At 63.7% G+C, this 24192-nt stretch carries 19 protein-coding genes; 11 read left to right on the forward strand and 8 right to left on the reverse strand.

Annotated elements, in window-relative coordinates; genetic code table 11:
* Positions 1-57 precede the first annotated feature (57 nt).
* Entirely contained in the window at positions 58-921 is an 864-nt protein-coding gene (locus QX034_RS14230) for a caspase family protein (protein ID WP_316189080.1), read from the forward strand.
* Between the two features lie 85 nt (positions 922-1006).
* Here QX034_RS14230 and QX034_RS14235 read toward each other — a convergent pair whose 3' ends face one another.
* Positions 1007-1921, reverse strand: coding sequence for an efflux RND transporter periplasmic adaptor subunit (locus QX034_RS14235; protein WP_316195494.1), 915 nt, complete (start codon positions 1919-1921; stop codon positions 1007-1009).
* Positions 1922-2711: 790 nt separating this feature from the next.
* Between QX034_RS14235 and QX034_RS14240 the strand changes: the two genes are divergently transcribed.
* Together QX034_RS14240 and QX034_RS14245 are read left to right on the forward strand one after the other, a co-directional pair.
* Entirely contained in the window at positions 2712-2990 is a 279-nt protein-coding gene (locus QX034_RS14240) for a hypothetical protein (protein WP_316195495.1), read from the forward strand.
* Positions 2991-3163: 173 nt separating this feature from the next.
* A complete protein-coding gene (locus QX034_RS14245) occupies positions 3164-3397 on the forward strand; it encodes a hypothetical protein (RefSeq protein ID WP_315701973.1) in 234 nt (77 codons plus the stop codon).
* Positions 3398-3620: 223 nt separating this feature from the next.
* On the opposite strand, the gene QX034_RS14250 is transcribed toward QX034_RS14245, so the two are convergent.
* Entirely contained in the window at positions 3621-3926 is a 306-nt protein-coding gene (locus QX034_RS14250; RefSeq protein ID WP_315765748.1) for a hypothetical protein, read from the reverse strand.
* Positions 3927-4589: 663 nt separating this feature from the next.
* On the opposite strand from QX034_RS14250, the gene QX034_RS14255 reads away from it, so the two are divergent.
* The 3 genes from QX034_RS14255 (at position 4590) to QX034_RS14265 (ending at position 6612) form a co-directional block, all read left to right on the forward strand.
* Entirely contained in the window at positions 4590-5567 is a 978-nt protein-coding gene (locus QX034_RS14255; RefSeq protein ID WP_316195496.1) for a L,D-transpeptidase, read from the forward strand.
* 447 nt (positions 5568-6014) lie between these two features.
* Positions 6015-6296 carry a type II toxin-antitoxin system RelE/ParE family toxin gene (locus QX034_RS14260; RefSeq protein ID WP_315701970.1) on the forward strand — a complete coding sequence of 94 codons (282 nt, stop codon included), beginning with the start codon at positions 6015-6017 and terminating at the stop codon, positions 6294-6296.
* A 10-nt stretch (positions 6297-6306) separates the two neighbouring features.
* Positions 6307-6612: a HigA family addiction module antitoxin gene (locus QX034_RS14265; protein ID WP_316195497.1), complete on the forward strand. Its 306-nt coding sequence runs from the start codon at positions 6307-6309 to the stop codon at positions 6610-6612.
* Between the two features lie 346 nt (positions 6613-6958).
* On the opposite strand, the gene QX034_RS14270 is transcribed toward QX034_RS14265, so the two are convergent.
* The 4 genes from QX034_RS14270 to QX034_RS14285 form a co-directional block, all read right to left on the reverse strand.
* Complete coding sequence (locus QX034_RS14270) at positions 6959-8242, reverse strand: IS701 family transposase (RefSeq protein WP_315727656.1); 1284 nt, start codon at positions 8240-8242, stop codon at positions 6959-6961.
* A gap of 668 nt (positions 8243-8910) precedes the next feature.
* Positions 8911-9735, reverse strand: a complete 825-nt coding sequence (locus QX034_RS14275; RefSeq protein WP_315701968.1) for a PhzF family phenazine biosynthesis protein — start codon at positions 9733-9735, stop codon at positions 8911-8913.
* 739 nt (positions 9736-10474) lie between these two features.
* Entirely contained in the window at positions 10475-11383 is a 909-nt protein-coding gene (locus QX034_RS14280; protein ID WP_409998193.1) for an NAD(P)-dependent oxidoreductase, read from the reverse strand.
* 6 nt (positions 11384-11389) lie between these two features.
* Entirely contained in the window at positions 11390-12211 is an 822-nt protein-coding gene (locus tag QX034_RS14285; protein ID WP_316195498.1) for an N-acyl homoserine lactonase family protein, read from the reverse strand.
* A gap of 362 nt (positions 12212-12573) precedes the next feature.
* Here QX034_RS14285 and QX034_RS14290 point away from each other — a divergent pair, with 362 nt between their 5' ends.
* The 4 genes from QX034_RS14290 to QX034_RS14305 all read left to right on the forward strand — a co-directional run bounded on the left by QX034_RS14290 (position 12574) and on the right by QX034_RS14305 (position 19132).
* On the forward strand, positions 12574-14094 hold the full coding sequence (locus QX034_RS14290) for a caspase family protein (protein ID WP_315703121.1): 1521 nt from the start codon (positions 12574-12576) through the stop codon (positions 14092-14094).
* A 187-nt stretch (positions 14095-14281) separates the two neighbouring features.
* On the forward strand, positions 14282-14911 hold the full coding sequence (locus QX034_RS14295) for an OmpA family protein (protein ID WP_409977484.1): 630 nt from the start codon (positions 14282-14284) through the stop codon (positions 14909-14911).
* A gap of 139 nt (positions 14912-15050) precedes the next feature.
* Positions 15051-15977 (forward strand): efflux RND transporter periplasmic adaptor subunit, encoded by a 927-nt coding sequence (locus QX034_RS14300; RefSeq protein WP_315701964.1) that lies wholly within the window; start codon positions 15051-15053, stop codon positions 15975-15977.
* The gene (locus QX034_RS14305; protein WP_315701963.1) at positions 15977-19132 is read left to right on the forward strand and encodes an efflux RND transporter permease subunit; all 3156 of its coding nucleotides are present in this window, start codon (positions 15977-15979) and stop codon (positions 19130-19132) included. Before QX034_RS14300 ends, QX034_RS14305 begins: the two co-directional genes overlap by 1 nt.
* Before the next feature lie 19 nt (positions 19133-19151).
* Here the strand turns inward: QX034_RS14305 and QX034_RS14310 are convergent, their stop codons facing one another.
* The gene (locus QX034_RS14310; protein ID WP_315701962.1) at positions 19152-20648 is read right to left on the reverse strand and encodes a glycosyltransferase family 39 protein; all 1497 of its coding nucleotides are present in this window, start codon (positions 20646-20648) and stop codon (positions 19152-19154) included.
* 483 nt (positions 20649-21131) lie between these two features.
* The gene (locus QX034_RS14315) at positions 21132-21806 is read right to left on the reverse strand and encodes a Crp/Fnr family transcriptional regulator (protein WP_315701961.1); all 675 of its coding nucleotides are present in this window, start codon (positions 21804-21806) and stop codon (positions 21132-21134) included.
* Positions 21807-22003: 197 nt separating this feature from the next.
* Between QX034_RS14315 and QX034_RS14320 the strand changes: the two genes are divergently transcribed.
* Complete coding sequence (locus QX034_RS14320; RefSeq protein ID WP_316195500.1) at positions 22004-24043, forward strand: AsmA family protein; 2040 nt, start codon at positions 22004-22006, stop codon at positions 24041-24043.
* Positions 24044-24192: the final 149 nt, after the last annotated feature.

Below are 24192 nucleotides of genomic sequence, written 5' to 3' on the forward strand. Positions count from 1 at the left end.
CCATTGGTACTGACGGATTTTTGCCTCCGGGCAACCGGCTCTGACAGGATTGACGTGATGACAGCAAGGCAGACTTCCTTCTCTCGCCGTTCGGTCGCGATCGCCGCCGTCCTCTTCGGCACGGTGTCGCTGGCGATCGGCGCGCATGCTGCCTTGAACAAGCGTCCGCTCGAAGCTGCCAATGCGGCGACGACCGAGCGTGTGGAGCCCGCCAACAACGGCATGCGGCTCGCGCTGGTCATCGGCAACGGCCATTATCCGGATGCCAATGCGCCGTTGACGCAGCCGATCAACGATGCGCGTGCGCTCACCCTCGCCCTGCGCCGCGACGGTTTCGATGTCGACGTGATCGAGGATGCCAGCAAGGACGATCTGGGCCGTGCCGTCGAGCGGCTGAAGGCGAAGATCAAGCCGGACGCGGTGGTGATGCTGTTCTTCGGCGGCTATGCCATCCAGGCGGGCCGCGAGAGCTACATGATCCCGGTCGATGCCAAGATCTGGAACGAGCGCGACGTGCGCCGCGACGGCGTCAGCATCGAGGCCTTGCTCGACACGATGGCGCAGCAGGGTGCGCGCGCCAAGCTGGCGGTGATCGATGCCTCCCGCCGCAATCCCTATGAGCGGCGCTTCCGCGCCTACTCGCACGGTCTTGCTCCGATCAACGCGCCGGCCAATGCGCTGGTGCTGTCCTCGGCGACGCCGGGCAAGGTGGTCGACGACTCCAAGGGGCAGAACAGCGTGCTCGTCACCGAGTTGCTCGCCAATCTCGACGGCAAGTCCGCGGCCGCGGAAGCCGTGTTCAACAAGACCCGCGTTGCGGTCTCCCGCGCCTCGGAAGGCGAGCAGGTGCCTTCGGTCTCCTCCTCGCTGCAGGAAGAGGTCCGCTTCGGATCCGAGACGAACGCCAACGCCGGCACCTGATTAGTCGATCTGCGACGCTCGCATCCTGCCGCGGCACCTCGCTTGCTAATACTAACGTCCGCTTCCGCGTGACCATCGACCGGGGCTATTTCGCCGCTGCCTCCGCACCCGCCATGATCGGCCTCACCGGATCGCCTTCGCGCAACAGCGCGCCGGCGCGCGCCACCACCACGTCGCCTTCGTTGAGCCCGCTGCGGATCTCGACCTGGCCGCCGGCCATCAGCCCGACCTCGACCACTTTGGTCTCCACGCGCTGCTGCTTCACCACCTGCACCACGGTGCCTGCGGGATCGTAGAGCACCGCGGTCAGCGGCACCGCGATGCCGCAGCTCTGTCCGATCTTGATCACGGCACGGCCGAACGAATTGATCAGCAGCCTTTGGTCGCTGTTGATGCCGATGAAGGCCTGGCCGAGCTGGCTGTTGGGCTCGATGGTCGGTGCCACGCGGCGGATGCTGCCGTCGAAGTCGCCGGCGCCGACGATGTGGAGCCTGGCGCTCTGGTTGGCCGCGACCTTGCCGATCTCGGCGCTCGGCACCAGGCCGACCAGGTCATATTCGTTGCGGGCGATGATCGTGAACAACGCCTCGCCGCGGCCTGAAGCGAAGGCGCCGATCGTCGCGCTGGAGGTGGCGATGGTGCCGGCCACGGGCGCCTGGATCATGGTCGAGCCGCCGTCGGGCGCGGTGAGCCGGGCGAGATTCTGCCCTGCCTTGACCGTATCGCCGGGGTCCACCAGCACCTCGGCGACCTTCAGGCCCGGCCGGTCCGGCCGCACCGCGGCCTCGTCGCGGGCCAGCACCAGGCCGGAGACCTCGACCGTATCGTCGAAGCAGGATTTCGCGGCTTTCAGCACGGTGACGGCTGCGCCCTTCGGCGCATCTCGCTCCTCAGCGGCGGCGGCTGCTTGGACCAGACTGAAGAGGCTGGCGGCCGCAAGCGCGGAAAACTTGAGCGCCGAAAATCTGCGCGAGGCGGCGGCAAACGCGGAATGTCCCATACGAGCCTGGTCCTGTCGGCGAGGAGCGTCGACCGATAGCAGACGCGCGCGCCATCGGCCACCCGACCCGATCCGTCGCTATTGGTCGCAGCAAGAGGCCATGACGTTCACGCAGGCGTCATTGCGAGCGTCGCGACCTCTCCGCCGTCCGGATCGCTCGATCCGCCGCGCCCGGCAGCAACCCGCCCGCGTCCGATGTGATCGCGCTTGCGTCGAAGCCCGCGCCCGCCGTGCGACCTTCGACCGCTTCAAATCCAAACATATCCGCGGCACATTCCGTCGCCGTCGGGGCTCTCCTCGGATCACGGCAAAGTCGTTGCGCCACAATAAGTTCTACTGATTCCGGAGCCCCGATATGCTCGAACCTGTGAGATATCCAGGCCAGCCGTCATGACTATCGGCTTCTTCCTTTTTGATGGCCGATGAGGCCAAGGTTGCGGACCTGATGCGGCAGGCGCTCAACCAAGAGAGCGCGCCATGCGCTTCGCACAAGGTTCTTTGGAGGCGGGAAACGATATGTTCGCGTGGCTGGCCGGCGCCGCCAAGGCTCCCGCCGGACGATCGAAGCATGTGAATGGGTCCTCATCGGAGAACGGAGTTCAATGAACGGTCAGCGGATCGAGCAAAGCAGCAATTGTACCGGAGATCGACGCAGAAATCGCAAGAACACCAGTTCCGTCATGCTCGGTATCATCGAAGGCATGGTGCTGACACGCAGAAGAGCGCAATCGCCAAGCCTCATGTCTTGAACGGATAGACCGGTTCACAGTCGATCCCGAGGACTGAGAACATGGATATGTTCAAGATCAGGATCGCCCGTATCGAGATGATCTCTCCGAACGAACGGGGCGAGGACGTCAGCTTGACGTTTCAATTCGATGGCCGTCAGACCACGTTTACCTCACCGATATTTCTTAGTTCGCGCGAATTCGACGACACCGAAATCGTCGAGGTAGCTCGAAGCAAGTTATACGATGTTCTCTGGCAGCTTTGCAGTCAGTGCAAGAATTGGCGGCTGACGGACGAAGAACGCCGTGCACTCGCAAGGATCAGCCAGCGGCCTGCCTAGAATCTTGTGCGTGCAGGCAGCGCTCCCCTCCAGGAGCCTTGCTGACGACTGGCACTCGTTCTATTCGTTCGCTTGAACGATGCATGAAGATTGCGTGCTCAGGGCGTTCGTGGCGACTTTGTTCCATGGACAGGATCGTCGGAAATGGTACTGCAATCTCACAGAAGGCCTCAATGTCCGTTGCAGATGATATTCTCGACTTGTTGAGGCGGAAGCGCCGGCTAAAGCTGACCGCAAGCGACATCGCTGAAATGCTGTATTGGGAGGATCGGACCTACTACGAGCATCGCGTGCGGGCCGATTGTCTGAGCTTGTACGACCAAGGCAAGCTCCTTCGTGACGGCAAGGGCAGTCTTGCCGATCCCTACATGTATAGCATGACTCCACGCGAGCGGAGGTGGCCATAGCCGTCCGACGATGCATCAGATAATGGTGCAAGCCATTTTCATTTTTTGATGGCCGAGGCGAAGCTTGGCTGCAAGGCAGCGGCCTTTCGACCGGGCGCCGCGGCAATTGCCTTGATCTTTTCCTCTCTGCTTCGTGGCTTCCCGATGGCCTCTGTCGACCGTTTGCCACGTAGGCTGTCTTCGGGATTGAGATGACCGAAGCTGAATGCAAAATCGGCCGAAGTCAGAAAAGATCATCAGCCGATGAAAGGCGAGGCGAGCGCAGATCGTATCTGGATCTGAGCGTCGCGATGAGATCGAGCGTGCGGCTGCGATAGAAATCATCCAACTCGGAAACCGGCCGGCTGATGCTCGCGCTCCACCCATAGGCGTCGTCAAATATGAACAGCGTCATTCCTGCAGGCCACGGACCGTGAAGGATGCTCGCGCGTTCGACGATCATGTCCGCGAGCTCATACGCCGTCTTGAAGGGTTTTGCGTTCATTGCCGACCTTGCGCCATTGCTACCGTGGCCTGCTGCATTCGCCATCCGTCGAGCTGATCGAACTCATCGGAAAGCAGGATCCGGACCTCGCGGCATGCATATTCTCACCCCCGCGCGGGCCTGTTCCGGGAGCTCTCCCGCTTTCTTCAGGGCCGCCGCTGCCGTGGGGCAACCGAATTTGACCGAGCCCGATTGATCGCTTCGACTGACCAGGGGCGGCCGTTTCGTCGTGTTAGCCATGTCAGGCGGCCGCTGCGATAACCGAAAGCAGAAGGGCCGGCGGGACAACCACTGGCGGCACGATCCATTCGATCAAGCGAAACCGAGACAATAGACGCTCCCCTTCCTTGGCGGGAGCGCACGCCACGCTCAGTCACTGATGGATGCCCGTTGGAATCCGCTGATGCCAAAGCCTACGCTTCCGCGGTGGGAATAGCGAGCGGCAAAGCGTGGAACAATTTCGAAAGCCAAGCTGGAGCGCAGGCCGGCCGGTTCCCTGACGACGCCTTGCGAGAAACAGATAGCTAACAGAGCGCTGAACGTGACGGCCGGCACGCGCGACAGATCAGGACCGGACAGGGCAGCTGGCCCGGCCCGCGCGCGTCTGCTATCGGTCGCGGGACACCCGGTGGGACGACGTTACGAACTTTCCGGTCGTGATGACGTTGATGCCGCGATGGCGGCTTGGTTCTTCTTCGGGTGTCTCTGATGGTGCGGCTTTGGATTGCGGTTCTCTTCGCTGTGTTGGCCGCCGTGCCGGCCGGCGCCGCCACCTTGAAGCCGGATGACGTCAATACCGCCGAATTGCGCAAGCGCGGCCCGGGCGAAGAGAAGATGGATCCGGTCGCGATCCGCGCGCAGGTCATCCTCGACCGCACCCATGTCTCGCCGCGCGAGATCGACGGCAGGTTCGGCGACAACGCCAAGAAGGCGCTCGCCGCCTTTGCCGCGTCGAAAGGGCTCGACAGCGGCGCCAAGCTGACGCCGGAGCTGTGGGCCGCGCTGATGCAGCAGGACCAGGCGCCGGCCATCGTGAGCTATCAGATCACCAAGCAGGATCTGAAGGGGCCGTTCGTCCGTTCGCTGCCGAAGAAGATGGAGCGGATGAAGCGCCTGCCCTCGCTCGGCTACACCTCGCCGCGCGAAGATCTGGCCGAAAAATTTCACATGAGCCAGGATCTGCTGGCCGCGCTCAACCCGGGCAAATCCTTCGACAAAGCGGGCGAGGAGATCTTCGTCGCCAATGTGCTGAAGCCGGACGAGAAGGTGCCGCAGGTGACCAAGCTCGCGGTCGACAAGAATGCAGGCGCGGTGCAGGCCTATGATGCGGACAGTCACCTGTTCGGGTTCTTCCCCGCGACCGTCGGCAGCGAGGACAAGCCGACCCCGGTCGGCAACTACAAGGTGACCTCGGCCGATCCCAACCCGACCTATCGATACAATCCGAACTACAAGTTCAAGGGCGTGAAGGCGCGCAAGCCCTTCACCATCGAGCCCGGGCCGAACAATCCGGTCGGCTCCTATTGGATCGGGCTCTCCGTCGGCCAGGGCTACGGCATCCACGGCACCGCCGATCCCTCCAAGGTCGGCAAGACCGAATCCCACGGCTGCATCCGCCTGACCAATTGGGACGCCCAATTCCTCGGCGCCCACGTGAAGAAGGGCGCCGCAGTCGAGCTCCGTTGAGCGGCGGCCGCTCGCATCGCTCCCCGTCATTCGCAGAGCTATCGCATATGGCCGGAAATAGCTTCGGGCAGTCTTCTTTGCGGCCATCCATCGAGACGCCCGCCTGCGGCGGGCTCCTCACGATGAGGGCATTTTCCGCGGCGAAATCGTAGACCCTCATGGTGAGGGCGCGGCACGCCCGAGCAGGCCGAGCGATAGCGAGGCCGTCGCGAACGGCGCAAATGCTGCCGCGCGTCTCCAGACGATGCTACGCATCGTCGGGAGAACCATGAGGCCCCGCCCCTGCTTGACGCCATATGCGATAGCCCTGCGTCATTCCGGGGCGGTCGCACTCGTCCCGCAGCCGCTCGAAGAGCGGAGGCGCCAAGCGCCGTGCCCACCGTCGTCGGAGATGCTCCCTAGGACGTTCACTTGACGACATGTATCATCAAATGATACATTGACGATATGATCAGAAGCTTCCGGGACAAAGTCACTGAAGCCGTCTTCAACGGCGAGAGTCCAAAGGGCTTTCCATCCGATCTGGTCAAGGTGGCGCGCCGAAAGCTCCGCTACCTCAATGCTGCGGCCGATCTCGCCGATTTGAGATCGCCTCCCGGCAATCGGCTCGAGCCGCTGGCGGGGGATCGCCAGGGACAACATTCGATCCGCATCAACGACCAATTCCGGGTGTGCTTTGTTTGGACGGCCGAAGGGCCCGCGGAGGTCGAAGTGGTGGATTATCATTAGGAGGGACGCAATGACCAACAAGCTCAAGCCCATGCATCCCGGTGAAGTTCTGCGGGAAGAGTTCCTCGTTCCGCTCGGGATGTCGGCGGGTGCTCTCGCCAAGGTGTGCGGCTTGCCTCGGACCCGGATCGAGCGGATTGCCAGTGAGCAGACCGGCATTACCGCAGACACCGCGCTTCGACTCGCCAAGGCGCTCGACACGACGGCTCAGCTTTGGCTCAATCTGCAGACGGACTACGACATTCAGGTCGCGAAGCGCGGTCTCGGCAAGGTTCTGGACCGCATCGAGACGGTGAACAAGCCGAGAGCTGCCTGATCGGCGGATGTGCCTGATACGGCGCTGAAGCGAGCGCCGGCGCAGCCATGAGTAAAGGCGAACGCCTAGTCGCGTGCGCAACTCCAGCATATTCAGATCGTAGGGTGGGTTAGCGGCCGCGCCAAGCATTTTGATGTCGGCCCGGAGTGTCGTTCGCGATCGCCTAACCCACCACGCTGTTCGCACGGGATTGGCGGGTTACGCTCCGCTAATACTACTGCGTCACAAATTTCTCCGCGTTTTTGGCGCCGAGACAAGGCCGCAACATGGACATCGGGGCAATGTTCTTACCAGGGCTCGGATCAGCCGGACGCGCATGGTTGCGATCGAGTTCGGCACGTGGCGCTCAGGCCGCGTAGGCGGCTCCTCTGGGTCGATAATCGGCGGGTAAGGGAGGCGCCTGGATTCTCGGGGCGCAACGCGGTCCTGAGGGGGGAATCGTCGCCTGCTCGGCGATCAGGAAGCCGTAAGCCGCGATGCAAAGCGTGGCGTGATGATGGAAGCCGCGCCAGCCGCGTCCCTCATAGTGCCCGAGTCCGACTTCCTGCTTAAGCTCCTCATAGTCGCGCTCGACGCGCCAACGCAGCTTGGCAAAGTCGACAAGGTGCCGGAAGCTGGTGTTCGCGGGCAATGTCGAGAGCCAGTATTTGGTGGGTTTCTTTTCCCCTTCAGGCCACTCGATCAGCAGCCATTCCGATTGGAGCTTCTCCGGGATCAGCTTGTTGTGCCCGACACGAACGCGCATACGGGCGAACCGTGATGACAGCCATTCGGCCGACCCCTCCCGCCACCTGATCGTGCGCCAGGCCTCCTTGGGCAGGCCGCGAGCTACTTTCTCGGCCGGTACCAGGTCCGGCTCGTCACGACGACCCGTGTTGTTCAGCGGCTTTCCCTTCCGCCGCGGGCCGCTCCCGGGCCGCCACATCAGGGTGTTCGGCAGAATGCCCGCAACATAGGTCAATCCGAGAGACGTGAGTTCTGTGCGCAGCTCCGAGTCACGGCCATAGCCGGAGTCCATCAAGACTGCCCCACGTGGAAGACCGGCTTCGCATGCACGACGTATCTGCTCGAGCGCGATCTTCGACTTGGTCATGAACTTGATGTCTTTGGGCACACCCGCCTTGTTTCGCCGGACGCGGTTCTTGCTCCAGGCTTCCGGCAGGTACAGCCGATAGGCCACCGGCAGGCTGGCGGCGTGATTGGCAATCGACAGCGATACCGTCACTTGGCAATTGGCCTGCTTGCCGAGCTCGCCACAATATTGGTGGTGCACGCCAACCGAATGCTTTCCCTTCTTGGCAAACGACGTGTCATCGAGAATCCAGGCCTCGATCGGCCCGGCTTTTTCCATCGCCGGCAGCACCATCTCGCGCACCTTGGCCAGCACCTTCTCGTCCGACCAGGAGGAGACACCGACAAAGTGCAGCAGCGACTGATGCTGGGCCGCCGTGCGGGCCGGAGCTGTCCTAGCTGCCATCGGTTCCACGCTCTTGCGCTCCCCGGGCAGCATCAGGCCTGTACAATAGTCGTGCAGCGGGCTTATTCTGTCTGCGTGCCCGATCTCGCTCGCGAGACCTTCGACATAGGACGCAAATCGACGCGCACTGGCTTCTTCAAGCTTGAGATCCATTCGACCCTCCCGCGCGTGAAAGTCTGAATCTCTACAAATACTTGATTCTTAGCCTGACGTACCGGCGGTTTTTGACTCAGTAGTACTAACCCGCCCTACGAGCTCACGTGAAGAAGGGCGCCGCGGTCGAGCTGCGTTGAGCCGCAGATTCTCACCTCCCCCGTCATTCCGGGGCGGTCGCAACGCGCCGAACCCGGAAATCCCGAGGTTGCGAGATGAGACCGCGCCTCCTTCGTCATTGCGAGCGCAAGCGGAGCAATCCAGGAATCCGAACGCCGCTGTCGTCCCCGCCTAGCGCGCAATTGCGCGCGGAGCGGGGATCCATAACCACCGACCTTTGTTGCTGCTACGATGAGTTCGGCAGCTCGCGCATCACAAGCGCCTCTGGAACATGAGTCCGACTCAAGGCCGGGACGATAGCGGTGGAAGTGGCGAAGCGGATTGCAGTGACTACGTTCGGCCGCGGTCCTGTATGGTGGGCAAAGGCGCGAAGCGCCGTGCCCGCCATATCGCCCAACGATCAATGGAGGGATCAATGCAATGATCAATGGTGGGCACGCTATCGCTTTGCCCACCCTACGGTCTGGTCGCGGTCGTGTAACCCGCCACGTTACTCGCACGCGATTTGCGGAGTGCGCTGGGTCTCACTGTGATCAGCGCTTCGCCGGCTACATCTGCCGAGCTGCTCCTGACACCCGGATGCTCGCACCGGGTTCAGAGGTGATCTCGGCTTGTAGCCGCGACGGCATACCCATGTCCTCCCCCTGTAGGATTTCGATCCTACCACCATGAGGCCATCCAAGATCGCGAAGATATCCCGCGAGGGCCGCCGCTGCGGCTCCCGTCGCCGGGTCTTCGTAGACGCCTCCCGCTGCGAATGGATTGCGGGCACGGAAGAGCGTATCGGTTTCTGCATGGACGAGACTGATGGTAACGATCCCCGCTGCAATCATGAGCCGCCGTCCTTGCTCTAGGTCATAGTGCATCGCGGCCAGCTTCTGGCGGCTCGTCAGGCCTAGCACGAGATGCCGAGCACCAGCCTCAGCGATTGCGGGAGGCAGCCGTGGGTCGAGATCAGCAACGGTATACGAGAAAAGGCTGAGTGCGGTCTCGACCAACTCCTTCGGCGCCTGTTCGCTGCGCGTGCGCGGTGATTGCAAGGCCGCCATAAGCTCGGGATTCTGCCATCCCGTTACCGTGATCCGCGTGTTGTTGAGTTGAAGCGCGAAGGTTCCGTCGCCATGGGCAAGAGCAAGCGCGGCCCCAAGCGCGATTGTTGCGTGCCCGCAGAACGGCACCTCGATCTCAGGAGCAAAGTAGCGTACCCGCCAGCCGTCCTCGTTCGGTGCGGCGAACACTGTCTCCGAGTACCCCACCTCTGCGGCGACCGCCAGCATCCGGTCGGCAGGAGGGAGGGCTTTGCAGAGCACGACACCTGCGGGGTTGCCCCCGTTCGTTCCTTGGGAAAAGGCGGCAATCCGCTGCACGTTCATTCGTCTCTCCAATGTCAAGATCACGGAACATAAGCTTACCGTTTTTCGTGCGCGTGACGCACCACCTTACTCGCACGGGACCAGCGGACGACGCTCCGCTAATCCGCTCTCGAGCTCACATCCCCCAACCCGATGGGCAATTCCGCATTCCCGTCATGCCCAAACTGCCCGTCGTGCCAGTTTGCCGCACGCTCCTGGCCTTGCCGTGTCGGGCAAATCACAACGATGATCTCGCTTATCCCGCGGCGATGAAGAGGGGCGTTTCGGCCGATCGTCACGAGGCGTAGCGGCGGGGAGCGGTGGACGCATTGGACTTGAGGCTCTGCATTGGCGAGCCGGCGAGCAAGTTCGACGCGGACGGTCAAGTCGCGTGGTCCTGATACCCCGACGCTGGTATCAAGTTCGCGACGATGCGCCTTGCGCATCGTGTGGATGACGGTGGCCAACAAGCCCGGCGCACCGGGGAGATCGCGAAGCAGCCGTTAAAACCATCGCGCAGGGAAGGCCGGGTCGTCCGGCTGGACCTGTGGTACCTGCCGCCTGCATTTTTTCTGCAGGCGGGCCACGGGCCTCAGTCGAGGTCCGGCCTTCCCTGCGCCCTCTCGTTTTCGAGGGCGATGTCGGCAGCATGACTCGGACGTATCTGCGTCGCGGGAAGGCGTTGTCACGTCAGCCTGGGCTGTTTGACACATGAATCAGACATCGGATCGCGTGGGTGCAGGCACTTAGTCCCGGGTCCTTAGTCCAGAGAGCGATCGATCAGCTTCGCAATGACCGGGAAGTACGCCTTGCCGGTGCCGGCATCGATCGCCTCCTGCAGGATGGTGCCGGTGAGCTCCGCGCCGCGCAGCGCCACGCCGGCATCGGCTGCGAGTTCGAGCGCATAGGACAAATCCTTCAGCGCATATTCGGTCGAGAAGGCGCGTTCCGGAAATGCGCCGGGCACGATCGCCTTCAGGCCATGGTTGCGGAGCGCGAAGCTGTCGGCCGAGCCCTTCGACAGCGTCTGCAGCAGGAGCTCGGGATCGACGCCGCTGCGGCGCGCCACGGCGACGGCTTCGGCCAGCGCGGTCACCGTCTCGAACAGCACCATGTTGTTGAGGATCTTGGTGACCTGCCCTGCGCCGACCTCGCCGCAAAGGGTGACGTCGGTGGCAAAGCAGCGGATGAGGGGCTCGATCGCCGCGAACAGCTCGGGCGAAGCGCCGACCATCACGCTCAGCGTGCCGTCCTGCGCCGCCTGCCGCGTGCGCGCGATCGGCGCGTCCACCCAGGCGGCGCCTTTGATCTGCAGCTGCGCGGCGAAGTCGCGGGTCTGCTTGACCGAGGAGGTGCCGAGATCGACCACGATCTGTTGCGGCCTGATATGGGCGAGAATGCCGTCGCCCTCGAATGCTGCGCGCACATGCGTGGCGCTCGGCAGGCACAGGAAGATCAATTCGCTCTGCCTGACGACATCGGCGACGGAAGCCGCGATCGCGGCGCCTGCCGACTCGATCCGCTCGAGCGGCTCGCGCGCGAGATCAAAGGTGATCACGCCGGCGTTGCTCTTGGTCACGAGGTTGCGGCAGATCGGCTCGCCCATGACGCCGAGACCGATGAAGCCAAGCCTCTTGTATGAAGAAAGCATCTTGTATGATGAGGTCATCGCGGCTCACTCTTTCACGAATGAGCGCGATGGCGCCTGATGCAGAGCGAACACGTCCACCGTCTCGCTCGCCTGCGGATAGATCTCGGCGACGATCGGATCATGTCCGGGGATGATGCGATCGGGATGGCCGGCGAGCCGCTCGACGATTTCCCAGCCGTGGGCCATGTCGCCGAGATTGTAGATGATCGGGTAGGGGCTGCGCCTGTGCAGATTGGCGAAGTAATGCGCGGCATCGGAGGCGAGCACGACCGGACCCCGCGCGGTCTCCACCCGCACCGCCTGCAGCCCGTCGGAATGACCGCCGACCCGGTGTACGGTGATGCCGGGCGCGATCTCGCCATCGCCGCAGTGGAAGACGACGCGCTCGCGATAGACATGCCGCACCATCGCCGTGACGTGCTCGACGGAGAACGGATGCCGCAGCAGGCCGTTGCACATGCAGCGGCCGGTCGCGTAAGCCATCTCGCGCTCCTGCAGATGGAAGCGCGCATTCGGGAAGCGGTCGAGATTGCCGGCGTGGTCATAATGCAGATGCGTGACGACCACCTCCCGGATCTGCGCCGGCGCCACGCCGAAGGCGGCCAGCGCCTCGACCGGATCGCAGGTGAGCTTGCGGTTGCGCAGCCGCGCCTCCTCGGCGTTGAAGCCGGTGTCGACCAGGATGTCGCGCCCCGGCCCACGGATCAGCCAGACGAAATAGTCGAGGTCCTGCGCCGTGCTCTCATGCGGGTCCGGCTGCAGATGGTTCATCTGCGGCGTGCGCCCCGACATCGTCGCATAGCGCAGCGCATAGATCTCATAGGCGATCTCATGGGCGTTCCCCATCCGGTCGTCTCTCCCCGTCGTTGTGGTCTCGTTCGGAATGCAGCAAGCCACTCCCGATCGTCGCGGTCAATGAGACCGAGAGCAGCTCGGTCGCCGCTGGCCTCATGTGCGGCCGGTCACATTCGCAAGCCGTCCAAGACGGGCATGCTCCGACGTCGAAGATCGTGCTGCAGAGAGAGGAGGCGAGAGGCGGTGCGATGCGTCGCGATTGTGACGCTTCTGCCGAGGTTCCCAGCGGTTGACGTCGGGTCACCGCGATTTGATAATGCCTGGTGCGGGGGGTAAGGTCGCTGCGGCGCAAGCGCGATCGGCGCCTTCTGTTGCTGACCTCTGGACCGCCCAAAGTCTGGACCGCCATCGTGATGACGCTTCGCCTGCTCCTCCTGCTCGGTTTGATCGTCCCTGCCGTTGCATCCGTACCCTGCTTCGCCGCCGCCGATCGCGTCGCGCTGGTGATCGGCAACGCCAAATATCCCGATGCCGACGCGCCGCTGACGGAGCCGGTGAACGACGCGCGCGACCTCGCCGATGAGCTGAAGCGCGACGGCTTCAACGTCGATGTTCTGGAGAATGCGGGCGGCGAGGCGATGCGCCACGCGCTCGATCGCCTGTACGGGAAGATCAAGCCCGGCACGGTGGCGCTGGTGTTCTTCTCCGGCTACGGCATCCAGTCCAACCGGCAGAGCTACCTGATCCCGGTCGATGCGCAGATCTGGCAGGAGGCCGATGTGCGGCGCGACGGCTTCAGCCTGGAGACGGTGCTGGGCGAGATCAACGGCCGTGGCGCCGGCGTCAAGATCGCACTGATCGACGCCTCGCGCCGCAATCCATACGAGCGGCGATTCCGGACCGCCTCGGCCGGGCTCGCACCGGTGATCGCGCCGACGGGGACGTTGGTGATGTATTCGGCCGCGCTGTCCGCGGTGGTCTCCGACAGCGGACGCGATCACAGTCTGTTCGTGCAGGAGCTGTTGAAGGAGATCCGCGTCCCTGATCTCTCGGCGGAAGAGACCTTGAACCACACCCGCGTCGGCGTCACCCGCGCCTCGCGCAATGAGCAGGTGCCGTGGATCTCCTCTTCGCTCGCTGAGGACTTCACCTTCGTCACGGGGCCGGCTGGCAACCGCCCGGCCGGCGGCGCCGCGGAGACGAACGTCACGCCGCCGCCCGCCCCGACACCGAGCCCGACGCAGGTCGTGGTGGCGCCGCCCGCTCCGCCTCCTGCGCCACCGATGCCGAGCCCGGCGCCTAGCCCGGTGCAGAAGGCCGACACGCCGCCGCCGGCACCGGCGCCGACAGCGACGCCTGCACCTGTGCCGCCTGCGGCCAGCAATTCGCCCAGTCCCGAGCCCAACGTGGCCCCGACGAGCACCCAGGTGGCGCTCGCCGACGATCCGACCATCAAGAGCCTGTCCGCCAAGATCGCTGCCAATCCGGATGATGTCAGCGCGCTGTATCGCCGCGGCCAGGTCTACGCCAGCAAGGGCGCCTATGATCTTGCGATCAAGGATTTCGACGACACCATCCGTATCAATCCGAAGGACGTCGAGGCGCTGAACAACCGCTGCTGGGCGCGCACCGTGATCGGCGAATTGCAGACCGCGTTGCGGGACTGCAACGAGGCGCTGCGGCTGCGGCCGAATTTCGTCGACGCGCTGGACAGTCGCGGGCTGCTCAACCTGAAGAGCGGCGCCAACAAGAATGCGATCGCCGATTTCGACGCGGCGCTCAAGATCAATCCGCGGCTGACGTCCTCGCTCTATGGCCGAGGTCTCGCCAGGCAGCGCAGCGGGGCGGCCCAGGAGGGGGCGCTCGACATCGCCAATGCCAAGGCGATGGACCCCAACGTCGTGCAGGAATTCGAAAGCTACGGCGTTCGCTGAGCAATTTCGCGATCGCAGCAACCGGCGCCGTTCGAACCCCAGGACGGCCCGGAATGACAAAAGGGCGAACAGCCACGGGAAACAGCGAAGGGACGCGGGCGGGCCTCGCCGTCGCTCGATCGGTGAGGACCCGCGCTCTCCGCACAGGAGGAACTGCCAGATGACGAGACCAACTCTCCCCGCCACGATGCTCGCGACGATTGCGATCGGAGCGGCGCTGTCGCTCGGCGCGGCCAGGGCCCTCGCCGCCGAGGACGTGACCGAGGATCAGATCGTCCGTGCGCTGGCCGGGCCGAAGAAGCCGCTGACGCGGGGCCTGTCGATGGCGCCGCCGGCGGAGGAGACGCCGGCCGTCTCGCCCGAACAGGACAAGTTCCTGCAGAGCGTGCGCGGCCGTACCGCACGCTCGCTGTCGTCGGCCGAGCGCGAGGAGATCGCCGCGATCGCCAAGGCCAGGCCGAACATCGACCTCGAGATCACCTTCGAGTACAATTCGGCCAACATCAGCCAGAAGTCGCTGGCGTCAGTGCAGGCGCTTGGCCGCGCGCTGACCAGCCCGGACCTGAAGGGATCGACCTTCCTGGTCGCCGGTTACACCGATGCCGCCGGCAGCGATGCCTACAACCAGGACCTCTCGGAGCGGCGCGCCGATTCCATCAAGCGCTATCTGGTCGAGAAATACGGCATCGCCGGCGCCGATCTCGTGACCGTCGGCTATGGCAAGAGCAAGCTGAAGGACCCAAGCCACCCGCTGTCGGAAGTGAACCGCCGCGTGCAGGTCGTGAACACGCAGAGCAAGACGGCGGCTGCGAAATAGTGTCTGCAGGGATCGAATTTGCGCCTCGCATGCGACTGAGGATCGGCCTGGGCGTTCCTCCCGCAGCATTGCGGGGCGCATATCCGTCACAAGCGGGCGTCCGCCGTCTCCGCCGCGAAGCTCTGGGATCAAGCCATCGATGAAGCTCACCGAGACTATCAAACCCGCCGCCGGCGCGGTGCTCGTCGCAGTCCTGCTGGGCGGCTATTACTGGTTCGAGCACCGGTCGCGACGGGTGGAAGACGAGCCGCGAATGCAGGCGCAGGTGGTCGTCACCAAGGCGGTGAACGCCTGCTTTTCCGATCTGGTGCGGGTCACCGGCTTTGTCGTGCCGCGCCGCGAAGCCGTGGTCGGCGCCGATCACGAAGGCTCGCGGGTCACCGACGTGCTGGTGAAGGAAGGCGATGCCGTCACCGAGAACCAGGAGCTGGCGCGGCTCACGCCGCCACCGCCGCAGCCGGGCGCACCGGCCGCAGCCGCCGGGCGGGCAGTGTCGCTGCGGGCGCCCGCGGCCGGCCTTGTCACCGAGGTTCGCACCATGGTCGGCGCGCCTGCCTCGCCGCAGGCCGGACCGATGTTCCGCATCGCCGTCAACAACGAGCTGGAGCTCGATGCCGAGGTGCCGAGCGTGCACCTGCTGAAACTCAATCCCGGCGCATCCGTCCGGATCAGCCGCGACGAGCAACCGGACATCATCGGGCGTGTACGGGTGGTTTCGCCGCAGATCGATCGTTCCACCCAGCTCGGCCATGTCAGGATTGCGCTCTCCGGCAATCCTGCCGTCAAGCCGGGAATGTTCGCGCGCGCCAGCATCGACGCCAAGCGCAGTTGCGGCGTCGCGGTTCCCAACACCGCGATCGATCATCTCACCATCCAGGTGGTCAAGGGCGACACCATCGAGACCCGCAGGGTCCGCGTCGGATTGGTATCGGACACCTCGACGGAGATCCTGGAAGGTCTCGACGTCGGCGAGGTCGTCGTGGCCGACGCCGGCAGCTCGCTGCATGATGGCGACCAGATCAAGACCATGTTCGCCGAAGACCTCGATCGCACCCGGGTACGCTGATGGCACTCAATATCTCGGCATGGTCGATCCGGCACCCGCTGCCGCCGGTGGTTTTCTCCATCATCCTATTGCTGCTCGGCTGGATCAGCTTCACCAAGCTCGCGGTGACCCGGCTGCCAAATGCCGACATTCCGGTGATCTCGGTTGCGGTGTCGCAGTTCGGCGCGGCGCCGGCCGAGCTCGAATCCCAGGTCGCCAAGACGATCGAGGACGGCGTCTCCGGCGTCGAAGGCGTGCGTCATATCTCCTCCTCGATCACCGACGGCCTGTCGGTGACCACGATCCAGTTCGCGCTGGAAACCAATTCCGACCGCGCGCTCAACGACATCAAGGATGCGGTGACGCGCGTGCGCGCCAATCTGCCGCAGAATGTCACTGAGCCCTTGATCCAGCGCGTCGACGTGATCGGACTGCCGATCGTGACCTATGCCGCGATCTCGCCGGGCAAGACGCCGGAGCAGCTGTCCTTCTTCGTCGATGACGTCGTCAAGCGCGCGCTGCAGGGCGTGCGCGGCGTGAGCCAGGTCGAGCGCATCGGCGGCGTCCAGCGCGAAATCCTGGTCTCGCTCAATCCCGACCGGCTGCAGGCGATGGGCCTGACCGCCGTCAATGTCAGCCAGAGCCTGCGTGGCACCAATGTCGATCTGGCCGGTGGGCGCGCCGAAATCGGCAAGAACGACCAGGCGATCCGCACGCTGGCCGGCGCCAAGACGCTGAACGATCTCGCCGGCACCATGATCCCGCTGTTCGGCGGCGGCGAGGTCCGGCTCGACGATCTCGGCACCGTTACGGACACGATCGCGGATCGCCGGACCTTCGCCCGCTTCAACGGCGATCCCGTGGTCGCGCTTGGCATCAAGCGCGCCAAGGGAGCGAGCGACGTGGTGGTCGCCGCGGCCGTACAGAAGCGCATCGATGCGCTGAAGGTCGCCTATCCCGACGTCGATCTGAGGCTGATCGATACCTCGGTCGATTTCACCAAGGGCAATTACGAGGCCGCGATCTCGACCCTGTTCGAGGGGGCGATCCTGGCCGTGATCATCGTGCTGCTGTTCCTGCGCGACATCAGGGCCACCGTGATCGCGGCCATTTCGCTGCCGCTGTCCATCTTCCCGGCCTTCTGGGCGATGGACATCCTCGGCTTCTCGCTCAACCTGGTCTCGTTCCTCGCGATCACGCTGTCGACCGGCATTCTGGTCGACGATGCCATCGTCGAGATCGAGAACATCGTCCGCCACATGCGGATGGGCAAGTCGCCTTATCGCGCCGCGCTCGAAGCGGCCGACGAGATCGGGCTGGCCGTGATCGCGATCAGCCTCACGATCATCGCGATCTTCACGCCCGCAAGCTTCATGTCGGGCGTTGCGGGACAGTTCTTCAAGCAGTTCGGCATCACCGTGTCGGTGCAGGTGTTTTTCTCGCTGCTCGCCGCACGCTTCGTGACCCCGATGTTGGCCGCCTATTTCCTGAAGCACCAGGCGCATGAGGAGCCGCCGTCCGGCCGCATCTTGCGCGGCTATCATGCCGTCGTAAGCTGGTCGGTGAAGCACTACTTCATCACGGTTGTCATCGGTTTTGCGATTTTCGCGGCTTCGATCCTGAGCATCAAGCTGCTGCCGCAAGGCTTCCTGCCGGCTCAGGACACCGCGCGTTCGCTGCTTGCAATGGAGCTGCCGCCCGGCTCGCAGCTTGCCTTCACGGAGCAGGTCACGGAGGGCATCGTGGCGCGGCTGCGCAAACGGCCGGAGGTGCGGAGTGTGTTCGTGGACGGCGGCCGCTCGCCGCCCGGCATCATGGAGGTGCGCCGCGCGGCGCTGATCATCAACTACACCCCGAAATCGGAGCGGAAGGTCACCCAGAAGGAGCTCGAACGCGAGATCGGCGAGGAGCTCAACAACGTCCCTGACATTCGCTTCTGGTTCCTGGATGAAAACGGCCTGCGCGCGATCTCGCTGGTGGTGACCGGTTCGGACAGCAAGATCGTCGACAATGTCGCAAGTGAACTCGCTTCGCAGATGAAGCGGATTCCGATCATCTCGAACGTGGTCTCGGAGACGGCGCTCGACCGGCCCGAATTGCGGATCCAGCCGCGGGCCGATCTCGCCGCCCGGCTCGGCGTATCGACCGAGAGTTTGTCTCAGACCATCCGCGTCGCCACCATCGGCGATGTCGGACCGGCGTTGGCAAAATTTGATGCCGGCGGCCGCCTGATCCCGATTCGGGTTCAGCTCGAGGACGCCGCGCGCGGCAACGTGCAGACGCTGGAGCAGCTGCGCGTCCCGCTTGGCATGCACGGCGAAAAGGGCGGCGTGCCGCTCTCGGTGGTCGCCGACATCAAGCTCGATCAGGGGCCGACCAGCATCAATCGCTACGACCGCGAGCGCCAGGCGACGGTGGCGGCCGACCTCGTCGGCTTCGCCGCGCTCGGCGATGCCACCCGGCAGATCAACGAGCTGCCGGTCATGAAGACGCTGCCGAAGATCGTCAGGGTCAGCCCTTCCGGCGATGCCGAAAGCCTGAATGAGCTGTCCGAAGGGTTCGCCACGGCGATCACATCCGGACTGATGATGGTCTATGCGGTGCTGGTCTTGTTGTTCGGCACTTTCCTGCAGCCGATCACGATCCTGTTCTCGCTGCCTTTGTCGATCGGCGGTGCGATCGCTGCACTGCTCCTGACCGGCAAGCAGCTGACCACGCCGGTCTGGATCGGCATCCTGATGCTGATGGGCATCGTCACCAAGAACGCGATCATGCTGGTCGAATTCGCCATCGAATCGATTCGTGCGGGCCAGCCGCGGGAGGCGGCGATGATCGACGCCGGCCTGAAGCGGGCGCGGCCGATCGTGATGACGACGATTGCCATGGTCGCCGGTATGATACCGAGTGCGCTCGCGGTCGGCGCCGGCGGCGAGTTCCGCTCGCCGATGGCGCTGGCGGTGATCGGCGGGTTGTTGTTCTCGACCGTTCTGTCGCTGGTCTTCGTGCCGGCGATGTTCATGGTGATGGATGACATCGGCGCGCTGTTCGGGCGCCTTGGCCGACGCCTGATCGTCTCGTCCGCTGCGGATGAGGCCGCCGATCAAGCTGCGGCTTCACCGCAAAAGGATGCGCAGGAGAAAAAGCCGCCGACGAGGATCTCGCCGGCTGCGGAGTAACTGAACGCCGTGCAGCCACTCAGTTGAGCATGGGCGGGCTTCGACGCTGGGCGCTGAAATCCTGAGCGATGCCGTTGCTCGGCGATGGCTTTGGCGCCTCATCGGTCGCAGGCGGCACGATCAGCGCGACGAAGCCCTGGCTCGCGCCCTCCAAGCCGAACAGGCTGGTGGTCAGCGAGAACGAGCTGCGAACGGCGCGATTCGTCCGCGCAGCGGCACTGTCCATGCCCGCCACGCAGGAGATATCGGTGTCGTAACACAGAGCTGCCCATCCCTGTGTGAAGGCATCATCCGGCAGCTGAAGCTCATGCGGATGCACCAGGCCGGTGTCAAAGACCGGATGATCGGGACTGTAGAACGCGGCCGCGAAGGCCAATCCTTCATCGCCGCCGACCGCTGGCAGCGCCGTGTCCGACAATGCGTGCCATTGACGCGTCAGCTCCGCGACCGCCGGCTGATAGAAGTTGCGCCCCTCATGCAGCGGAAAATAGTTGCGGTAGAGCGCGTGCAGCGGCGCGGCCACGAACGCGGCGAGGACCGCGACGCCGACGGCGGCGACAAGGAGATTGGCCGTCCGCTCGCGGGGAGCTTGATAGCTCGCGCCGCACACGATCACCACGACGAACAGGAACACGCCTTGCAGCCCCCAAAGCGGCGGCATATCCGTGCCGAACACTGCTGAAACCAACGCCGGAAGGACAATGGTTCCGATGCTGATGCTCGACAGCAACTGCAATCCGGGATCAAGCTTGAATATGTCGTCCAGCAATCGGCTCAAGCGAGGCCGCGCCATCACCAGCCAGATCAGGCCCGGGATTGCGATCAAACCGCCCATGGCGAGAAGGAATCCGGTCGCCTCGATCAGCGCCGGTCCAAGCGCCTTGCCGGAATGCCGCTCGATGGCGTAGGCAAATGGCTGAGCTCCGGTCGTTGCCAACCAATAGATGTGTGGAGCGAGGGCTGCGAGCCCGGTCGCGGAAGCGATCCATGGCGCCGAAGACGTATAGTAAGCTCGCCGCTCGCGATGCAGGAGGGCGGCGATCGCAAAGCTGCCGATCAGAAAGACCGAATAGTATTTGCCGAGCATTGCCAGAGCGCCTGCGGCGCCGGCGGCCATCGCCCAGCCTGGAGCACGGGTCTCGAACGAGCGCAGAAAACAATAGGTCGCAAGCGGCCACGTCGACAGCAGAATGGCGTTGGCGTTGAAGCGTTGTGCATGGAGCTGATAGACCGGCAACAGCATCAGCAGCAGCAGCACGATCAGGCGCTTGTCGCCACGCGCGAAACGGTGGGTGATCAGATCGACCGCCCATAATCCGACTGCCGAATTGGTCAGCGCCAGCAGGTTGAACGACCAGTTGGTGAGCGGAAAGACGATGGTCCAGGCCCGTGCGGTCCACGCCATCAGCGGCGGATGTTTCGATGAGCCCCAATCGAAGCTGCGGCCGAGCGACCAAGTTTCCAACACGTCCTGGTGAAGATCGCCGCCGATATAGGCAAGCGAAAAATAGATCATCCACAATGCGACGAAGCCTGTGAGGAGAAGCGGAATGGTCCATCCTTGTTCGACCCCGCGAGCCAAGCTCGAGACGGTCGCTCGCCAATCCCAGGACCAAGGCGCCGAAGAGCTTTCCTTACGCGCAGCCACCAACACCGCGAGACACATCGGGACTGATACTCACTGCTCTTGGAGCGTGCAAAGCCTTGCCCACGCGTACGAACGCGCGGGATGAATGGTCATCGCCGCTGCCGGATTACTTGTTTAGAACCATTAAAAAGCGTTCATGTCGCAAATTGTGAGGAGTGGTGGCCCAATTGCGATCATGTTTAGTCAGCGCAGATATGAAACGATGCGCGCCGCCCGATTTGCGTCACGCTTGCAGCCTGGAAAGGACAAGTTTGAGCTTGGGCGTGACAATAAAGTGCTTTGTCTGTGTGCTGCCTTGTCAAAGCCACGAAAAAGCACCGTGGGATTGGCCCGCATCAACGCGGCGTGCCGCTAATCGCTATGTGCGATCGCGCTGAGCGTGGTCAGGTCTTGAAGCAGGATGCGACCCCGCTGCAGTTCGAGAATCCCGTCCTTGCGCCAGGTCTGCAGTTGCCGATTGACGCTTTCGCGCGCTGCGCCGACGAAGATGCCAAGCTGCTCCTGGGAGATGTGGACCTCGGAACCGAAATCGTCGGCCAATGCGCACAGCCGCCGGGCAAGCCGGATCGGAAGCGGCTGCAGCACGGATTCTTCCATCCGTTCGCTTTGCCAGCGGATGCGTTGGCAGAGCAGCTGGATGATCTTGATCGCGACTTTCGGTTCGCGTTCCAGGAAGTCGAGAAACTCCTCACGCCGGAGCACGAACAGCTCGGTCGCTTGGCTTGCTGTGGCGTCCGCGGTGCGCTCCTGGCCGTCCAGTACGGCGACCTCGCCAAAGAGGTCGCCTGGCCCCATGAAGTTCAGAGTCAGCCGGGTGCCATCGGTTGCACCGGTCTCGATGCGGATTTGGCCGCGCCGGACTCCGAACAAGGCGTCACCAGGATCGCCTTTCTGGAACAGCACCTCACCCGCAGCGATATGCTGGGTATGACACAGGGTGGAGAGACGCTGCAGTTCGTCGTTTCCGAGGTCCGCGAACATCGGGTTCATTTTCAGAATGACCGCAAACTCGGCCTGCGTGCTCATCACTATGCCCTTAGGAACAGTTTGAAACCGTCAGTTACGGAAGCCGCTCTGGCAGAAGTGTGTCATACGTCACATAAAGTTGCGAGCTGCGCTGATTATTTTTGGCGCGTTGGAGCGATCGGTTGTCTGCGGGGCCGGTTGGCTCTGCTTGGGTCGCAGCGACTTGTCCGGCTCGCGCATCCGATTGGAACGTCGATATGAAAGCAGTGAGATACGCGGGCGCTGTGGTCGGTGTCGTCCTGGTGGTCTTCGTGGGGCTGCTGGCCTTTGGTGCGCCTGCAAGCCTGCTGGTCGCTGCGACCCAGGACCGGATCGAGCGCGGCACCGGCTACCGTTTGAGTATCGCAGGTGCCGCGAATATCGGACTGTTGCCGACACTCAACGCCACATTCGGCGATGTTACGCTGCAGGATCCCAAAGATCGCGACGGCAGCCGTCGGCTGACCATCGGCAAGGTGAGAGCCGAGCTGAGATGGTCGAGCCTGTGGTTGGGCCGCCCGGAGATCACCGCTCTCACCATCGAAAAGCCGGCGCTCTATCTGCCCTTGCTTCGGGAGCGGCGGCGCGATGAGTCCGCGCGCGATGCCGGATCTGCGGGATTCGGTACGATTGCTTCGGTCTCGATCGATCATGTCACGGTCACGGAAGGTGCCGTCATTCTGTCCAACCCCCGCGACCACGTGGAGCAGCGCATCGATGCCATTGCTGCGAGCGCCGCGCTATTGCCCGACAACACGACCAAGATCATCGGCAGCGCGCGGACCGGCGAGCGTCCGCTCGCATTCGACATCACGGCGGATGTTTCTTCGATGCAGCGGGCAGTTCCGATCGAGTTCAAGATCGACATGCCGGATACTCTGCGTTCGCCATTGTCCGGCCGCGCCGAGCTGCGGTGGAACGGAAAGCTGATCGCCATCAACAATCTCGGCGGAATGCTTGATGATGGTGCTTTCAACGGCTGGGCCTCCGTCGACATTGCGAGCAAGCCGCTGTTGAAGCTCGATCTGGACCTGCGGCGGCTTGCGGTCGGGAGCTCAAATGCTCCATCTGCTGGCCAGCGGCAGGGATGGAGCACGGCCTCGATCGACCTCCGCGCCTTGAACTATATCGACCTCCAGGCGAAGCTCTCCGCTGCCGAGTTCGATTTCGCCGGTGCACAACTCGGACCGGCCACGCTCGACGCATCGCTGGCCGGGGGTGTGCTGAAGACGGCCGTCGGCAATCTCCATCTCTACGACGGACAAGCCAGCGGTGAACTCATCGTCGATGCATCCGGGGGAAATCCAGCCTATGCGATGCATTGCGATATCGTCGGCGTGCGGGCGCTGCCGTTGCTGCAGGGTCTCGCCGATTTCGACAAAATCGACGCCAAGATGCAGGGGAAGCTCGCACTGCGCTCAAGCGGCGCCAGCGAACAGGCCATCATGTCCAATCTCAACGGTTCGGCGTTCCTGCTTTTCCAGGATGGTGCGATCCGCGGCATCAATGTCGCCCGGATGATCCGCTCCCTGACCTCCGCTCCTCTTTCGGGCTGGCAGGACTCGAAGGAGTTGTCGACCGATCTTAATCAGCTTTCTGCTTCGTTCCGCCTTGAACGTGGACAGGCGGTCACCGACGATCTCGATCTGATCGGGCCGTTGGTCAAGATGACGGGCGGCGGCACGGTCGACGTCGGCAACAAGACCTTGGCGTTGCGGGTCGAGCCCAAGCTCGTCATGACCATCGAGGGACAGGGCCGCAGGTCGGACCCTATCGGCCTCGGCATTCCCGTGATGATCGAGGGGTCCTGGAGCGAGCCGCGGATCTATCCGGATGTCGCGGGCATTTTGAGCGATCCGGATACCGCCTATGCCAAGCTGAAGCAGATGGGCCAGGGCCTGTTCGGCAAGGATGCCGCCGGATTGAGCGACCTGATCAATGGCATCGGTGGCTTGATCGGCAACGGCACCTCCAATCCGCCGGGCGGAAACTCCGGCGCAACTCCGCAAACTGCACCATCGGATCCGCTCGGAGGCGATCTCGGTGCCGCGATCGGCAATCTGATCCAGCAGGGTCTGCAGCAGGGGCAGAATGTCCGCAAGCGCGCCATCGTGCCGCCTTCGAGCCCCGATCCGTCGGTTCAACCTCCAGCGGCACAGGTCCCTGATCGGCAGGGGGCTCCGCCCGACACGTCACGTGACGGTGCGCAGGAGAGCCAGCCCATGAACGACATGTTGCGGCGCCTCTTCAACCGCTGACATCCGGCGCCTCCCGCGACGGACAACGCCCGCGGCTCCTGGCACGATTGTGTGCTAGACAGCGTTCGGCGGTCTTCTCGCGCAGTCGGCCACTCGGACGTATGCTGCCGTGACGGCTGCCGACGGGTTTAGTCTGTCATGGGGCACGG

The sequence above is a fragment of the Bradyrhizobium sp. SZCCHNR3119 genome, assembly GCF_032487775.1.
In the GTDB taxonomy this organism is placed as follows: domain Bacteria; phylum Pseudomonadota; class Alphaproteobacteria; order Rhizobiales; family Xanthobacteraceae; genus Bradyrhizobium.

Coding starts and splice junctions, on each gene's coding strand:
- QX034_RS14230 (WP_316189080.1), top strand. CDS start 58: ATGACAGCAAGGCAGACTTCCTTCTCTCGCCGTTCGGTCGCGATCGCC.
- QX034_RS14235 (WP_316195494.1), bottom strand. CDS start 1,921: ATGGGACATTCCGCGTTTGCCGCCGCCTCGCGCAGATTTTCGGCGCTC.
- QX034_RS14240 (WP_316195495.1), top strand. CDS start 2,712: ATGGATATGTTCAAGATCAGGATCGCCCGTATCGAGATGATCTCTCCG.
- QX034_RS14245 (WP_315701973.1), top strand. CDS start 3,164: ATGTCCGTTGCAGATGATATTCTCGACTTGTTGAGGCGGAAGCGCCGG.
- QX034_RS14250 (WP_315765748.1), bottom strand. CDS start 3,926: ATGGCGAATGCAGCAGGCCACGGTAGCAATGGCGCAAGGTCGGCAATG.
- QX034_RS14255 (WP_316195496.1), top strand. CDS start 4,590: ATGGTGCGGCTTTGGATTGCGGTTCTCTTCGCTGTGTTGGCCGCCGTG.
- QX034_RS14260 (WP_315701970.1), top strand. CDS start 6,015: ATGATCAGAAGCTTCCGGGACAAAGTCACTGAAGCCGTCTTCAACGGC.
- QX034_RS14265 (WP_316195497.1), top strand. CDS start 6,307: ATGACCAACAAGCTCAAGCCCATGCATCCCGGTGAAGTTCTGCGGGAA.
- QX034_RS14270 (WP_315727656.1), bottom strand. CDS start 8,242: ATGGATCTCAAGCTTGAAGAAGCCAGTGCGCGTCGATTTGCGTCCTAT.
- QX034_RS14275 (WP_315701968.1), bottom strand. CDS start 9,735: ATGAACGTGCAGCGGATTGCCGCCTTTTCCCAAGGAACGAACGGGGGC.
- QX034_RS14280 (WP_409998193.1), bottom strand. CDS start 11,383: ATGACCTCATCATACAAGATGCTTTCTTCATACAAGAGGCTTGGCTTC.
- QX034_RS14285 (WP_316195498.1), bottom strand. CDS start 12,211: ATGGGGAACGCCCATGAGATCGCCTATGAGATCTATGCGCTGCGCTAT.
- QX034_RS14290 (WP_315703121.1), top strand. CDS start 12,574: ATGACGCTTCGCCTGCTCCTCCTGCTCGGTTTGATCGTCCCTGCCGTT.
- QX034_RS14295 (WP_409977484.1), top strand. CDS start 14,282: ATGCTCGCGACGATTGCGATCGGAGCGGCGCTGTCGCTCGGCGCGGCC.
- QX034_RS14300 (WP_315701964.1), top strand. CDS start 15,051: ATGAAGCTCACCGAGACTATCAAACCCGCCGCCGGCGCGGTGCTCGTC.
- QX034_RS14305 (WP_315701963.1), top strand. CDS start 15,977: ATGGCACTCAATATCTCGGCATGGTCGATCCGGCACCCGCTGCCGCCG.
- QX034_RS14310 (WP_315701962.1), bottom strand. CDS start 20,648: ATGATCTATTTTTCGCTTGCCTATATCGGCGGCGATCTTCACCAGGAC.
- QX034_RS14315 (WP_315701961.1), bottom strand. CDS start 21,806: ATGAGCACGCAGGCCGAGTTTGCGGTCATTCTGAAAATGAACCCGATG.
- QX034_RS14320 (WP_316195500.1), top strand. CDS start 22,004: ATGAAAGCAGTGAGATACGCGGGCGCTGTGGTCGGTGTCGTCCTGGTG.